Annotated in this window: 12 protein-coding genes; 1 reads left to right on the top strand and 11 read right to left on the bottom strand. The window is 51.1% G+C overall.

Annotated features, from left to right (window positions below):
- Window positions 1-5: 5 nt before the first annotated feature.
- Genes R3187_RS13405 through R3187_RS13395 form a run of 3 tightly spaced genes read right to left on the bottom strand, consistent with a single transcriptional unit; the run spans window position 6 to window position 3,371 of the window.
- A complete protein-coding gene (locus tag R3187_RS13405) occupies window positions 6-1,313 on the bottom strand; it encodes an ABC transporter permease (RefSeq protein ID WP_318967565.1) in 1,308 nt (435 codons plus the stop codon).
- Window position 1,314: 1 nt separating this feature from the next.
- Window positions 1,315-2,040, bottom strand: a complete 726-nt coding sequence (locus R3187_RS13400; RefSeq protein ID WP_413229028.1) for an ABC transporter ATP-binding protein — start codon at window positions 2,038-2,040, stop codon at window positions 1,315-1,317.
- 59 nt (window positions 2,041-2,099) lie between these two features.
- Entirely contained in the window at window positions 2,100-3,371 is a 1,272-nt protein-coding gene (locus tag R3187_RS13395; RefSeq protein WP_318967564.1) for an efflux RND transporter periplasmic adaptor subunit, read from the bottom strand.
- A 214-nt stretch (window positions 3,372-3,585) separates the two neighbouring features.
- Here R3187_RS13395 and R3187_RS13390 point away from each other — a divergent pair, with 214 nt between their 5' ends.
- Window positions 3,586-4,542: a DUF3667 domain-containing protein gene (locus R3187_RS13390; protein ID WP_318967563.1), complete on the top strand. Its 957-nt coding sequence runs from the start codon at window positions 3,586-3,588 to the stop codon at window positions 4,540-4,542.
- Between the two features lie 4 nt (window positions 4,543-4,546).
- Here R3187_RS13390 and R3187_RS13385 read toward each other — a convergent pair whose 3' ends face one another.
- The 8 genes from R3187_RS13385 to R3187_RS13350 all read right to left on the bottom strand — a co-directional run bounded on the left by R3187_RS13385 (window position 4,547) and on the right by R3187_RS13350 (window position 13,165).
- Window positions 4,547-4,891, bottom strand: a complete 345-nt coding sequence (locus R3187_RS13385) for a hypothetical protein (protein WP_318967562.1) — start codon at window positions 4,889-4,891, stop codon at window positions 4,547-4,549.
- 56 nt (window positions 4,892-4,947) lie between these two features.
- Window positions 4,948-5,952, bottom strand: coding sequence for an ArsA family ATPase (locus tag R3187_RS13380; protein ID WP_318967561.1), 1,005 nt, complete (start codon window positions 5,950-5,952; stop codon window positions 4,948-4,950).
- Complete coding sequence (locus R3187_RS13375; RefSeq protein ID WP_318967560.1) at window positions 5,943-6,215, bottom strand: cory-CC-star protein; 273 nt, start codon at window positions 6,213-6,215, stop codon at window positions 5,943-5,945. The genes R3187_RS13380 and R3187_RS13375 overlap by 10 nt, the downstream gene beginning before the upstream one ends.
- The gene (locus R3187_RS13370) at window positions 6,212-7,897 is read right to left on the bottom strand and encodes a carbon starvation protein A (protein ID WP_318967559.1); all 1,686 of its coding nucleotides are present in this window, start codon (window positions 7,895-7,897) and stop codon (window positions 6,212-6,214) included. Before R3187_RS13370 ends, R3187_RS13375 begins: the two co-directional genes overlap by 4 nt.
- 137 nt (window positions 7,898-8,034) lie before the next feature.
- Window positions 8,035-8,385 (bottom strand): YdbL family protein, encoded by a 351-nt coding sequence (locus R3187_RS13365; protein WP_318967558.1) that lies wholly within the window; start codon window positions 8,383-8,385, stop codon window positions 8,035-8,037.
- Between the two features lie 13 nt (window positions 8,386-8,398).
- On the bottom strand, window positions 8,399-8,587 hold the full coding sequence (locus R3187_RS13360; protein WP_318967557.1) for a YnbE family lipoprotein: 189 nt from the start codon (window positions 8,585-8,587) through the stop codon (window positions 8,399-8,401).
- A complete protein-coding gene (locus tag R3187_RS13355) occupies window positions 8,584-11,286 on the bottom strand; it encodes a YdbH domain-containing protein (protein ID WP_318967556.1) in 2,703 nt (900 codons plus the stop codon). Before R3187_RS13355 ends, R3187_RS13360 begins: the two co-directional genes overlap by 4 nt.
- 181 nt (window positions 11,287-11,467) lie before the next feature.
- Window positions 11,468-13,165 carry a M28 family metallopeptidase gene (locus R3187_RS13350; RefSeq protein ID WP_318967555.1) on the bottom strand — a complete coding sequence of 566 codons (1,698 nt, stop codon included), beginning with the start codon at window positions 13,163-13,165 and terminating at the stop codon, window positions 11,468-11,470.
- Window positions 13,166-13,169: the final 4 nt, after the last annotated feature.

The following is a 13,169-nucleotide window of genomic DNA, read 5'->3' as shown; positions in this document are numbered from 1 at the left end:
TTCCGTTATTTCAGCTGACGGTTCAGACCGCCAAAAGAGGCGCGCAGCGCCGGATATAAGGTCACCAGATAGCAGGCAACTAATGCGGTGCCAGCCATTGTTACTACCATAACCGGGTTCCAGCTGGTCAGATTGCGGGTTGCCGGTAACAGACTGGCAATTAATGTCATGGCAGCCGCTGCCACCGCCAGTGACAGTGCCAGTGCCAGGCAGGCACTGACAGCGACATCGGCCAGAATAAGTTGCTGTAACTGGCCGCGGCTGCAGCCAAGAGCCCGGCGTAAGCCGAATTCGTACTGACTGGCCAGATAGCGGTTTAGTGATAAATGACTGGCGTTAAACAAACAGACCAGTAAAAACAGCAGTGACACCAGCGCAAATGCATCCAGCTGGCGGTTGCGGGCATTAAAGTGCTCCGTAATATCCAGTATATTAGTCAACCGGTTAGCTTCGGGGCGGGGATGGCGGCCGGCCTCTTTTTCGCTTTGCACCAATTGCTGCATAAACTGCTGATAAGCGGCTACCTGTTTGGGCGAGTCGAGCTGCACCCAGAATTGCGCCTGATAAAAATCGCCTTCACGGCCATTAACGGCAAAATTGTCGCTGTAATCACGGCTATCCCGCGACATGGTGGTGGTATTGGACTTAATGCCCAGATCATAAGCCGTTTCCCAGGGCAGATAGATATCGGCCGACTGGGCACTGCTCAGGCCATTGGCAACATCATATAACCTTGGCAGCATGTCCCAGTTCTGTAAAACACCGCTTATCGTGAATAATTCATTGCCCAGCTGCAGCGTTTCACCCACCACATTGCTACGGCCAAAAAACCGCTCGGCACTGGCTTTGCTGAGTATCAACTCACGTCTGGCGGTATTATCCGCCCAGCGCTGCCCATGTAAAAAAGGGACGTCGAACAGGGTGAAGAAATCCCGCTGGGTCACCCGCAGGCTAACCGGGGTCGGGCTCTGGTCGGTCTTACCCGGCAGGCGGGCATAACCGGCTGACTGAAACATCGCTGCTTGTGCTGAGGGTATGCCACTGCTACTGAGTTTTTTGACATCCTGATAACTTAGAACCCTGGTGGGTTCAGTACAGCTATCACAGGGTTGCAGTACCGCATTTATCTGCGGATGAAACAGGCTATGGCTTTTATGTGGCAGCGGATCGTGGTTCAGCCAGTAATACAAGGTGGCATTGGAGAAAAACATGCCAAGCCCCAGACTTAAAATTAAAATGGTCAGCAGGTAGGGCAGCGGTGTACGTTTAATATTGCGAACTGCCAGGCTAAAACTATGTAACAGATTATCCATCTCAGGCTCCCTGTGCCACGGCCTGCGGCCGGACAATCTGGGTGGCCAGTGGCTGATAAAGCGTGCTGTCATGTAACTGGCCATCAATGATCTGAATATGGCGACCGGCCCGGCGGGCCTGCTCCGGATCGTGCGTCACCATCAAAATAGTGCAGCCGCGCTGGTTAATTTGCTCCAGCAGCTCCATAACCTGTCGCGCCATTAATGAATCAAGGTTACCGGTAGGTTCGTCAGCCAGCAGAATACGCGGCTCGCCGGCAATGGCCCGGGCAATCGCCACCCGCTGCTGCTGACCACCCGATAACTGACCCGGCAGATAATCACGCCGGGCGTGCAGGCCGACCAGTTCCAGTGCCTGCTCAATCCGTTGTTTACGTGCGCTTGCTTTTAAACCACGGTAGCGTAGAGGCAGTTCGATATTGTCATAAATGCTGAAATCTTTAATCAGGTTAAAACTCTGGAAAATAAAGCCAATTTTTTCATTGCGCAGTCTGGATACGGCCGCATCAGATAAGCCCTTTACCGATTTGCCATCCAGCTGATAATCACCGCTGTCAAAGTTTTCCAGGGTGCCCAGAATATTTAACAGGGTTGATTTGCCGGAGCCCGACGGGCCGGTCAGTGCGGCAAATTCACCTTCATTTACCTGCAGGTTAATATCGCGCAGCGCATGAGTTTCAATCAGTTCGGTGCGGAAAATTTTGCTTAAGTTGGTTAGCGTTATCATTTTTAATCCCTGTTTAATTAAATTGAGTTTAGATACTGTGCTGATCGGCAGCCGGGTGGTTAATTCAGGTTTACCCGGCTCTGATCTTTAAAATCAGTTAAGTTTGAGATCACCCATTGCTCGCCTTCAGTGGCCCCGCTTAAGATCTCCACCCACTGCACAGACAGGACACCCAGCTCGACGTTTTTGCGCACGGCCTGATTATCGAGTACCTGATAGGCCTGGCGACCACCGCCGGAGCTGACAAAGTCGCCGCGGGCAATTTTCAGCACATCGGTTTTATGCTCCAGGATCACCCGCGCGGTCAGGCGCTGGCTTTGGCGCAGTGCCAGATTGTCAGCCTGGTCAAAGCGGACCCGGGCACTGACCTGATTATTGCGAACTTCCGGTGCGATATAGCTGATCACGCCATTAAGTTGCTGGTTTGCTATAACAATCTCGACGTGCTGGTTGGGTAGCAAATCACGGGCATAACTTTCCGGTACGGCCAGTTCGGCTTCATACTGACTTAAATCAATGACGGTTAGTAACGCCTGGCCAGGCAGCACATGGCTTTGTTGTTCTACCAGCCAGTTACCTAATTGTCCGGTTACCGGGGCGGTAATATTCAGCGCCGCCACTTTGCGCTCCAGTTCATTTACCACCAGTTGCTGGCGGTGAATATCCTGCGCCCGCGAGCTTTGCTCAAACGCCAGTTTGTCGCGGGCCAGCTCAACTTTACGTTTGGCATGATCAAACTCAAGCTCTGCTTTGGTCAGGTTGTCTTTGGCAATATCAAAATCAAGCGCCCGGATAACGCCCATTTCAATTGACTGGGTAGCCCGCTGTAATTCGCGCCGCGCCGCCAGTAAATTAACCTGGGCGGTATTCATTACCTGCTCAATATCCAGCTGTTGCTCGCGGGCACTCAGCACCGCGCGCTCTGCTTCTGATGTCATACCTGACAGTACCGCCTGCTGCTGCTGCAAATCATTTTGCAGCGCCGGGCTGGTAATAGTGGCAACAAGTTCGCCCTGATTAACCGCCTCGCCGGGCTGTTTAAATAACTGCACCTGACCGGTTTCCTGGCTGTACAGGGTAGGGGCGTTTGCCGCAACAATCCGACCCTGGACCGCGATATCCCGCACTAAATCGCCGCGCTGAACGGTGGCAAACTGCAGCTGATTGCGCGCGACTACTATACTGGCACTGTTGCCGGCCATTGTTTGAAACAGCGCCAGCGTCAGCACACCGGCAACGGTGGTAACAGCAATAGCTGGCAGAAAACGGCGCAGTCTGCTTTTCACGGGGCGCTGCATAAACGTATCTTGTTGTTCGGTACCCTGGATCATAATCGGCCTTTATAGTCATACTTGCTGCAATGATATAGCAGCTTTAGTGCCAACATTTAAGTCTCTGATAATTAAGTGAAATATAAGTATGAAGTGGTTTTAAGTTGTGTCCGCGGACAGAAAAAGTGTCCGCGACATTTATGCGGACAACTGTTGCTAAAACAATTGCTTAACGTAGAATCAACCAAGTCGGAAAACATGAGGTAAGCTCAGGATGGATACCACAGCACAGACCTGTGATAATTGTCACAGCGCATTACATGGCGATTTTTGTCATCGGTGTGGTCAGGAGAAAAAAAGCTACATCCGCAATATAAGTGGCGTGGTGACGGAATTTTTCGGCGAGTTCAGTAACTGGGATACCCGGGTCTGGCAAACATTGATCCCGCTATGGTTCCGGCCTGGCTTTTTAAGTCGTCGTTATGTTGCCGGTCACCGGGTGCCTTATGTACCGCCGCTAAGACTCTATCTGTTTACGTCGATTATTGCCTTTCTGATTTTTGCCAGGCTGGTGCCGGACACCCCGCCGGTTACCAGAGGGCCAGACAATGTGGTGGTACTGGGCACTGACACTGCGATACCAGATAGTAAAAACCTGACTGACTTAGCAGCTGATCTGAATAATGATGTAGCGCAAAGTCAACCACAGACGACACCTGAAGCATCTAAGCCCGGTGTCCGGGTCTCTTTTTTGTCTGATGAAGCAGAGCAAGAGTTTAATGCCAAACTGGATACAATCCTTGCTAACCCCAAACTGGCGATAAGTAAGTTTTTCAGTCTGGCACCGCAAATGATGTTTCTGCTGCTGCCCATTTTTGCTCTGCTGCTGAAACTGCTGTATCTCCGTTCCAGTCGATATTATATGGAGCACCTGATTGTCGCGTTGCATAGCCACACCTTTATTCTGCAAATGTTAGTTATTTATCTGGCTATTGATTTGCTCGAAAAAAGCATAAGCTGGAACTGGCTGGCGACGGGATTAATTTTAGCCGGGCTGGAAACCGCCATTTTTTGGTGGATCCCGCTGTATTTGCTGCTTTGTCAGAAGTACTACTATCAACAAAGCTGGGGTAAAACGCTGTTAAAGTTCTGGTTAACCAGTGCGGTATATACCATGCTGTTTATCAGCGCTATGTTAAGCCTTGTTGTGCTGAGTATTCTTTGGGCTTAGCCTGTTACTGCGTGGTCTGTGGCGTCGTTTTACACTGTAGTAATTGTTTTTTTAACGCATTAATCTGCTGCGGGTTGGCTGCTTTATCAGCCGCGAGCATTCGCTGAAAAACAGCAAAGTGCTGATCAATCTGATCCAGCTCACATTTGCATTCGGCTTTAATGGCGTCGCTGCTATAGCCTTTGCTGTTAAGCACCTCAACGCAACGTTGCAAATAGCTGTCCATGATGGCAGTTTTAAAAGCGGCTTGATCTGTGGCAGCGGCTTGCGGTGCTTTGGCGCTATAAGCGGCCAGGCTGCTGCCAAAGCAGCTAAAGAAAAAGGTAAGCAACAGATAGCGGGTCTTCATGCAAATAAACCTGTTATTAAAAACGCTACCATAGCCGATTTCTGGCTTAAAATCAGCTACAAACCTGACTCTTCTAATAAGCCCGCTATCTGCTGCAAAGCAGTAATTCCCTCGATATCAGTGGCTTGCAGCGGTATTTTGTAGCGGCGCAAGCTGGCAAAATCCTCTGCAATCTGGGTTAAGTGCACTTGCTCCTGAGTACGCCGCGCCGCAAGAAAGTTGCCATCGGCGTTGGCGGGTAAAATACGGTTAACGACCAGCCCGGCCAATGGCAATTTTTCCTGCACTAAACTTTGTACCGCACGGCCGGTTTCCAGAATAGGCAGTTTTTCCGGGGTTAATACAAATAACAGTGCACTTTGCTGCGCATCGGTTAATACCTCACGGGTGCGCTGGAATAAACGCTGGCGGGCTAACAGGGTTTCAGTAATGGCTTTATTGCGTTCATCCATACCAGCAGGGGCATGCTCAGCGGGGTCGGCCAACGGGTTTGCCAGATCCCGGCCACTTTTCGGGGTTAAATGGCCTAATACTTCCCCCAGCTTTTCTGAGCGCTTATTGGCATTAAGCAGCCCCTGAGTCCACGCCGCCATGGCTTCGGGCAGACTGAGTAATCGCAGGGTATGGCCGGTGGGGGCAGTATCAAAAATAACAATATCGTAATCAGTTAAGCCCAGTTCAATGACATTAGCCATTCGCTCCAGCATCGCCGCTTCCTGCGCACCCGGTGACTGACGGGTTAAGCGCATTTGCCGCTCTATTTCGTTAAACATTTCCGGCCGGGTGAAGCGTTTTAGCTGGGCACTGACCCTGGCCAGATGTTGCTCAACTTCCCGATCCGGATCTAACTCTAACGCGTCAAGATTGGGCGCCAGGCGGGTAATACTGTCACCGACAGACCGGGCAAAAGCATCACTTAAGCTGTGCGCCGGATCGGTTGATACCAGCAATACCTTTTTACCACGGCTACTGGCCAGCAAGGCCATCGCTGCACTGATGGTGGTTTTACCGACACCACCTTTACCACCGACTAACAGCAGCCGTTTATCGGTTAACAGCATCTGACATTATCCAGTGGCGAGTGTGGCATGCCCATCCGGGTATGCCACTCGTGAAACCGTTCCAGCAGCAATGGCTGCAGCTCCAGCGTGTAATAGCTGGCGGGGTTAGGCACCCCCATTATTTCAGAGAAAATCAGCAGCATAAATAAATCATCCTGCTCACGTTTGGCCCGCGCAATCGCGCTGCGATAGGGTGCGTTATAGGCTTCCTCAGCATAAAAGCTGGCCTGGCGCAGCCAGACCTTAAGTTTTTCCAGTTTCATGGTTTATCAGTAGCCGGCATGTTTTTGTTTGCTTTTAACTGCTTATTCAGCGTTGAAGAACACTCCAGTGATACCAGAATGGCCGCAGCAAGCACCACCAGATCAAGCGTGAATAAAAACCAGTCGCCCTTATCGTAAAAGCTTTTCAGTTGGGTTAACAGCGCCAGGGTAGTCATGATTAGCAGGAAAATTAATGGCGTCAGGGTATACCACATCGGCCGGCGTCGTTTTACCAGCATCACGGTAATCACCAGTAGGGTTAGCCCTGCCAATAACTGGTTAGTGGTACCAAATAACGGCCAGATTAACATGCCGCCGGCGCCATCGCCGCCGGCACCAAATGCCAGCAGCAAGCAGGTGCCAACCGCTAACAGGGTGGCCGGGGCGGCTTTTTGCATCCAGCCAATATTATAAATATGGCCCCATTCCTGAAATATATAACGTTGCAGCCGCAGGCCGGTATCCATGGTGGTGCCGGCAAACAGCACCACCATCACCGTGAGCAGGGTTTGCGCCAGCACAGTATCCAGGCCCACGCCTTGCTGCAGAATATTGGCCCCGCCATTAATAAAAGCAGAGACGCCGCCCTGGCCAAAGCTGTGATAGATAGCCTGCCAGTCGGCCAGACTGGCGAAACCGGCGGTTGCCGCAATAATGGCTGCTAACGCCAATGAGCCTTCGCCCACTGCGCCAAAATAACCAACAAAACGCACATCCGGCTCTTTATCCAACTGTTTGGAGGTGGTACCGCTGGAGACTAAGCCGTGAAAACCGGAAATAGCGCCGCAGGCAATGGTAACAAACAGCAGCGGGATCATCGACGGCGTATTTTCCGGCAGATTAGTATTAAACGCCGGTGCAACCAGTTCCGGGCCGGAAATAAGGACAGCACCATAAAGCAGAATTAAGCCGATAAACAGCTGAATACCATTAATATAATCGCGTGGTTGCAGCAGCATCCACACCGGCAGTAACGAGGCAATAGCCGCGTAGCCAAATAAAATGATGATCCAGCCCTGATTATCACTAACTGGTCCCAGAGTCTCTGGCAACGCCAGCGGCAGCAGCGGGCCGGCGTAGATCATGGCATAGAGCGCAACCACGCCAATGATGGTGACCATTAACAGATTAATCAGTTTGCGGTATATAAGCTGGCCAATGATCAGCGCAACCACAATGGCGCCCCAGACCGGAAGCGTGGCACTGGGAAAATTAATCAGCTGACCGGCAATCACCACCGCAAAGACGGCGTTTACCATCAGCAGCACCAGAAATATTACGATCATAAAGATACTGCGGGCCCGGTTGCCGACAATATCGCCGGTTAATGAGCCTATCGATTTGGCTTTATTGCGGGCACTGACCCAGATGGCGCCGGCATCATGCACCCCGGCGAAAAAAATCGTACCAAATACGACCCATAAAAAAGCCGGTACCCAGCCCCAGATCACGGCAATCGCCGGGCCGATTATTGGCGCTGCCCCGGCAACAGAGGTAAAATGATGGCCCCACAGCACATATTTATTGGTTGGCACATAATCAATGCCATCCTGCATTTCATGCGCCGGTGTCCGAAAGTGCGGGTCAACCTTAAAGATTTTTTCGCAGATAAACTTCGAATAGACGAAATAGCCCAGCGCCATCGCGCCTAAGCCCATCAACATTAAAAATATTGCGTTCATTCAACACCCTCTGCTTACATAACAGCATCAGTTAAGACGGTTTTAAGCATAGTACATCAGTGGGTATTGGACAGGCATGCGACTAAAGTATGATAGCCGGCGCAGCGCAAACTGAACCGGCAAGTGGCGGACAGGGGCTAACGCTTGCGGACCCAGTTGCCATCGATCAGAATAAAGTGACCAAGGGCTGTTTTTTCCAGCGCTTTCTGGCCGGCAATGGCTTCGACATCAGCGACGGCGATATCGTTTTGTCTGGCCAGTCTGGTATATTCAGCGCGCCTGGCGTCGTTAATCAGTTTTACCACGGCTTCGCTTCGCTCAGTGCTTTGCACGACACCCAGATAGCCATTAGGTTGCTCACCGACCAGGCCCTGCGATTTAGTCTCACTCAACGCTGCCATAGCTTGCTGCAAGTTCATCGCCATAACCGGTAAACTTAGCGCCAGTAACAGGCCTGCCAATAGCAGTCGGAATTTTGTCAGTTTCATCAGTATGATCTCCTTAGAATAAGCCACTGTTTTCGCTAAATAACTCATCAAGCTGTTTGTCTACTTTGATATAGATTTCATGCTGAATTTTGACATTAAGATTAATATTGATCGGCTCATTAGGTAGCTCTACCTGAACCTTAGGGGTGCAGGCCAGCAACAGCAGACTTGCTATTGCCACCCCTCCGGCTAATCTTCTCATGGTTTTTCTCCGTTAGCGGCCGCTGCCGCTTGTTGTTGTTTAAGGTATCGTTTAACCCGTTGGGTAATCACGTCATTTAACTTATTGGTAAGTTGCAGGCTGGTAATAAGGGCGGGCAGATCTTCTTCCAGATTAACATTTAAATTAATCGCCCGGCCTTGTTGCAGGTTAGGGTTCTGCCCCTGCAATGTTAAGCCCAGCACCAGTTTGCCATTGGTTTCATAGCTGATATCACTGCTAAGCACCGTGTAGTGAAAGTTTTCCAGCGCGTCGAAAACCAGTTTCATATTACGGTTCGATTTCGCCATAGCGCTGGCACTTTGCGACTGGTATTGCAGGCGGCCACCGGGGGCTTCTGCAGCAATATAGCCGTTATTGACACTGATCCCCTTGTTACTGATAAGCACAGGAACGCTGCCGGACAGTTTGCCATTGCCAGTGAAATCGCTTGACGGGTGCTGCTGTAATAAACTGGCTAAATCGATTTGCTGTAGTTGCAGCAGCAACTGGTTGGTGTTTTGACTGAAATCCAGCTGCTGGTTGTTGGCGGTTATTTTTCCCTGCATCAGTTGTAATTCTGCCTGTTGTAAACTGATGGTCAAATGTTCCGGCGCACTGAACGGCACTGTGGCAGAGCCAGTGATTTGCAGTGGCCCCATTTCAAAGCCATGATTTAAGCGGTTAAGGCGTAAGTTATTGGTCTGCAGTTCAAATCTGTCGTCGTTAACCGCGATATCAATGCTGGCTGTTAAGCCGGCAAACAGGCTGCGATCGTAAATGCCGCCCAGATCACCCAGCTGTAACTGGCTATTGCTGGTGAACTGGTGATTGTCCAGCATGACATTGCCACTGGCGCTGAGTTTGCCCCGGTTTAATGTCAACAGTTCAGGCCAGGCACTGATGGTTTTTGCCAGCGGGTTACCGGCCAGTAAAAAGACTTCAGTTAACTGCCATTGCCCCTGCAATTTACTGGTCGCAGGCTGATATGTCAGTTGGTGGGCCAGCGTAATACCGGCATCATTACTAAGCTGGCCATTCTCAACAGTCAATTGCGCCGTGTTACCACTGAGCAGGCCCTGCCATTGCCAGTTCTGGCTAACCAGTGCCGGAACACTGAGCGGATTGACGTTTAAATCCAGTTTGCTACCAAAAGCCGTCAGGCCGGTTTCATCGCCGCTGAACTGACTGTTTTGCAGCGATAATCTAAAGTCGCGACCAGAGAGGGTATCGCTGCTAAAGCTGCCACTGAGGGTGCTGTTATCAGAGAGCTGAAATTGCCAGCTGTCAGTCTGCCAGTGACCACTAAGCCGGGTTTTTAAGGCAAGCGATGTTACTGTGGCCGCCTGGTTTGCTAACTCCAGGCGGGCAATAGTGGCGCTTAAATCTGCCTTGCCAAGCCTGAATGCCGGACTGCCACGAAGATCAACAGTAAGCTCGCTGTCCAGCATAAAACGGCTGTCGCCGTCGCTGCTTAACTGCAGCTGCAAAGGCAGGGAGGCCAGATCAAACGGCTCAGTGGCATTGGCGCTGACAGTAAACTGCAGCAGACTCAACGCCAGGCCGTATTCGCTTAGCGTCGCTGGCATTTCCAGCTCAGACAGCCGGCCTGCGGCGCTAAATTGCCAACGTTCAACAAGCTGGTTCTTCAGTCGTAGCTCACCATTGAGCTCGCCCTGAATCAGCCCAAGTGCTGGCAGGTAAAACGGATCGGGCGCGCGGGCAATCAGCGTCGCCTCAATATCGTGGCTGCTGAACAAGGTGCTCAGATCGCCATCTGCCGGTAATTGCCAGTGTAATTTGCTGTAAAGCTGCACCGGTTGCTGAAACTGGGCCAGCCAGGCTGCTGGCAGGTTAACCCCCCATTGCTGCAACACTGTCTGATTAGCTGATGATGGGGGGGAGAGCGCTAACACAATCTCAGTCATTGCCTGGCCGCTTGCCGGGTTAAGTTGCTGTTTGATACTCAGACCAATCTGGTTTTCCTGCTGCAGCGTTAATTGCAGTGCCGGCTCTGGTACTGGCTGATATCGGGCATCTATTAAGATATTGCTAATGGCTGAATCAGTATCCTGAACTGAGCTTGCAGCCTGCAGCTGTGGCCTGACAGTCAGCTGGCTTTGCCAGTAAGCGGCATTGCTGCTGTCAGGCTGCACTGTCTCCTGCATTGTCTCCTGTATTGAGTCCTGTATTGTGTTTTGTATAGGGTCCTGCGATGTATGCTGCGGATCAGCAAAGTACTTCAGATAACCGTTTACCCGCAGCTGACACTGACCCGCAGGGCAGGGCAAGCGCAGCAGGGTATCGTTTAGCTTAATATGTTTTGGCAGCCAGTCCGGCAGCTGCCAGGTAGCGGGCAGCGTCAAAGCGCTGGCAGCGGCAGGAGAGGAGGCCGCTGGCCGGTCAAGTGTTATGTCAGCGGGGCCAAAGCTGATTTGTTGGAAAACCGGTTTAAAAGCAGCTGGCCAATGCCAGTTAAGCTCGACGTTTTGTAAGTCCACCTGATGCAGGGCGCCGTTTTGCTGCAGCTGAAAACGGGCACTGGCCAATGACGCGCTACGTAGCGTTACTCTGCTAAAATCCAGCTGTAAATTGCTAACCCCGGCCCTGGCAATTTGTTGCTGCAAAAACCAGTAGCCAGCAGCAGCTAACAGCGGTAAACCGATAGCTAAAATCAGCAGTGCTTTTAAAAAACGTTTCATAGATTATCCAACGGCACCCATCAGCTAAGTTATTCACTGCCAACAATAATTGGTAATGTAGTTTAGCCTAGCTGAATAAGTTCTGAATTAGCAAGCTTGCCGTTTTGCCGTTAAGCGAGGCTGATAAAAAAGGCAGCCTGCTGGCTGCCCTTGTCTGAGTTGCTATTAAGTTGGCACTGATTTACTGCCGTGCTGCCGCAGAAGCGTCACGAATCGCTCTGAATTCGTTACCTTGATACCAGTTTGGCCACTGCCGGCTGTTTGCCAGTTCATTACCAACCCGGTAATACAGGAATAAATCCTGCTGAGCGCCGCGTAGGTCGAAATCATCCCGCCATTCGTCACCTACCTTGTGATAGCAGCAACGGTTATATTCAGCGCGCTGCGCAGCACCCCATTCAGCACCTTGCTGATAATGATCATTACCGCCTTTGGCATACAGAATAGGCACGCCTTTTTTCGACAGATTAAAGTGATCAGAGCGATAGGCAATACCCGCTTCCGGGTTTGGTTCTTTCACAGCGTAGCGGCCCTGCTGCTCGGTATAGTTCACCAGCAGTTGTTCTACCTCAGTATTACCCAGGCCAACAATCACCATATCTTTCATCGGGCCATAGACATTCATCACATCCATATTAATGGCAGCAACGGTTTTCTCCAGTGGAAAGACCGGGTTGGCTGCATACCAGGCAGAACCGAGTAAGCCGCGCTCTTCAGCAGTTACTAACGCAAATACCACCGAGCGTTCAGGTTGTGGCTGGCTGGCAAAATATTCAGCCAGGGCAATAACAGCGCCGGTGCCACTGGCATTATCCTGCGCGCCATTAAATACTTTATTATCCGGGTTGGAAAAATCCATACCCAGGTGGTCCCAGTGCGCCATATACAGCACATATTCGTCCGGGTATTTGCTGCCTTCGATATAACCAATAACGTTACTGGAGGTGAGTTCACGCAGATTATTATTAACGGTAACCGATGCTTTGGCATTAAGCGCTACCGGGCTGAAATCCGGCTCAAGCGCTTTTTTATGCATAGTGGCCAGATCGGTACCGGCATTGGCGAACAGTTTTTCAGCAGACTCAGTGGTTAACCAGCCTTCTACTTTGGCTCTGTCCATGTTTTTGTTTTCGTTAACCAGGTCAAATTTAATTGGCGAGCCATGGGCAACCACACCCCAGCCATAACTGGCCGGGGCGGTTTCATGAATGATCAATGCCATCGCAGCGCCCTGGCGGGCAGCTTCTTCAAATTTATAAGTCCAGCGACCATAGTAGGTCATGGCATTGCCATTAAACAGTTCCGGGTCCTGCGTGGCATAACCGGGATCGTTGACAAACATCACCACGGTTTTACCTTTAACATCCAGGCCTTCGTAATCGTTCCAGTTGTATTCCGGCGCCACAATGCCATAGCCCACAAATACCATCTCGCTGTCTTCAACCGATACCTGCTCGGTAACCCGGGTGGTCCAGGCAATCATTTCGTCCCGGTATTTAAAGCTCTGTGGCAGGTTTTCGCCGGTTAAAGTCATATCCGATACTTGTTTCGGATCGATTTGCACCAGCGATACCGGCTGCTTATAGCTGTCGCCATCTATTGGCTTTAAACCAATGCGGCGGAAGTTCTCTTCCAGGTAAGCGACGGTCAGCTCTTCGCCTTTGGTTGCCGGCGCGCGGCCCTGAAATTCATCCGAGGCCAGGGTTTTAATATATTCCGCCAGGCGTGGGTTAAATTCAGTATCGACCAGTTCAGCAGTTGGTTCAGCGTCAGCCTGGCTGTCGCTGGCAGGCACTGCCGGTTCTTTAGAGCAGGCGCTGAGGGTCAGTGCACCTGCCAGGATCATAACAAGTGGCGAAAACTTTACAGACGTTTTCATAGTG

Origin of the sequence: Arsukibacterium sp., from assembly GCF_033721375.1 — a bacterium.
Classification (GTDB): Bacteria; Pseudomonadota; Gammaproteobacteria; order Enterobacterales; family Alteromonadaceae; genus Alishewanella.
The sequence above is the reverse complement of the archived record's forward strand: the minus strand, read 5'-3'. Positions and strand labels throughout refer to the sequence as shown.

What these genes read in the sequence shown, in the direction of transcription:
- R3187_RS13405 (WP_318967565.1), bottom strand. Translation starts at nt 1,313, where the DNA reads ATGGATAATCTGTTACATAGTTTTAGCCTGGCAGTTCGCAATATTAAA.
- R3187_RS13400 (WP_413229028.1), bottom strand. Translation starts at nt 2,040, where the DNA reads ATGATAACGCTAACCAACTTAAGCAAAATTTTCCGCACCGAACTGATT.
- R3187_RS13395 (WP_318967564.1), bottom strand. Translation starts at nt 3,371, where the DNA reads ATGATCCAGGGTACCGAACAACAAGATACGTTTATGCAGCGCCCCGTG.
- R3187_RS13390 (WP_318967563.1), top strand. Translation starts at nt 3,586, where the DNA reads ATGGATACCACAGCACAGACCTGTGATAATTGTCACAGCGCATTACAT.
- R3187_RS13385 (WP_318967562.1), bottom strand. Translation starts at nt 4,891, where the DNA reads ATGAAGACCCGCTATCTGTTGCTTACCTTTTTCTTTAGCTGCTTTGGC.
- R3187_RS13380 (WP_318967561.1), bottom strand. Translation starts at nt 5,952, where the DNA reads ATGCTGTTAACCGATAAACGGCTGCTGTTAGTCGGTGGTAAAGGTGGT.
- R3187_RS13375 (WP_318967560.1), bottom strand. Translation starts at nt 6,215, where the DNA reads ATGAAACTGGAAAAACTTAAGGTCTGGCTGCGCCAGGCCAGCTTTTAT.
- R3187_RS13370 (WP_318967559.1), bottom strand. Translation starts at nt 7,897, where the DNA reads ATGAACGCAATATTTTTAATGTTGATGGGCTTAGGCGCGATGGCGCTG.
- R3187_RS13365 (WP_318967558.1), bottom strand. Translation starts at nt 8,385, where the DNA reads ATGAAACTGACAAAATTCCGACTGCTATTGGCAGGCCTGTTACTGGCG.
- R3187_RS13360 (WP_318967557.1), bottom strand. Translation starts at nt 8,587, where the DNA reads ATGAGAAGATTAGCCGGAGGGGTGGCAATAGCAAGTCTGCTGTTGCTG.
- R3187_RS13355 (WP_318967556.1), bottom strand. Translation starts at nt 11,286, where the DNA reads ATGAAACGTTTTTTAAAAGCACTGCTGATTTTAGCTATCGGTTTACCG.
- R3187_RS13350 (WP_318967555.1), bottom strand. Translation starts at nt 13,165, where the DNA reads ATGAAAACGTCTGTAAAGTTTTCGCCACTTGTTATGATCCTGGCAGGT.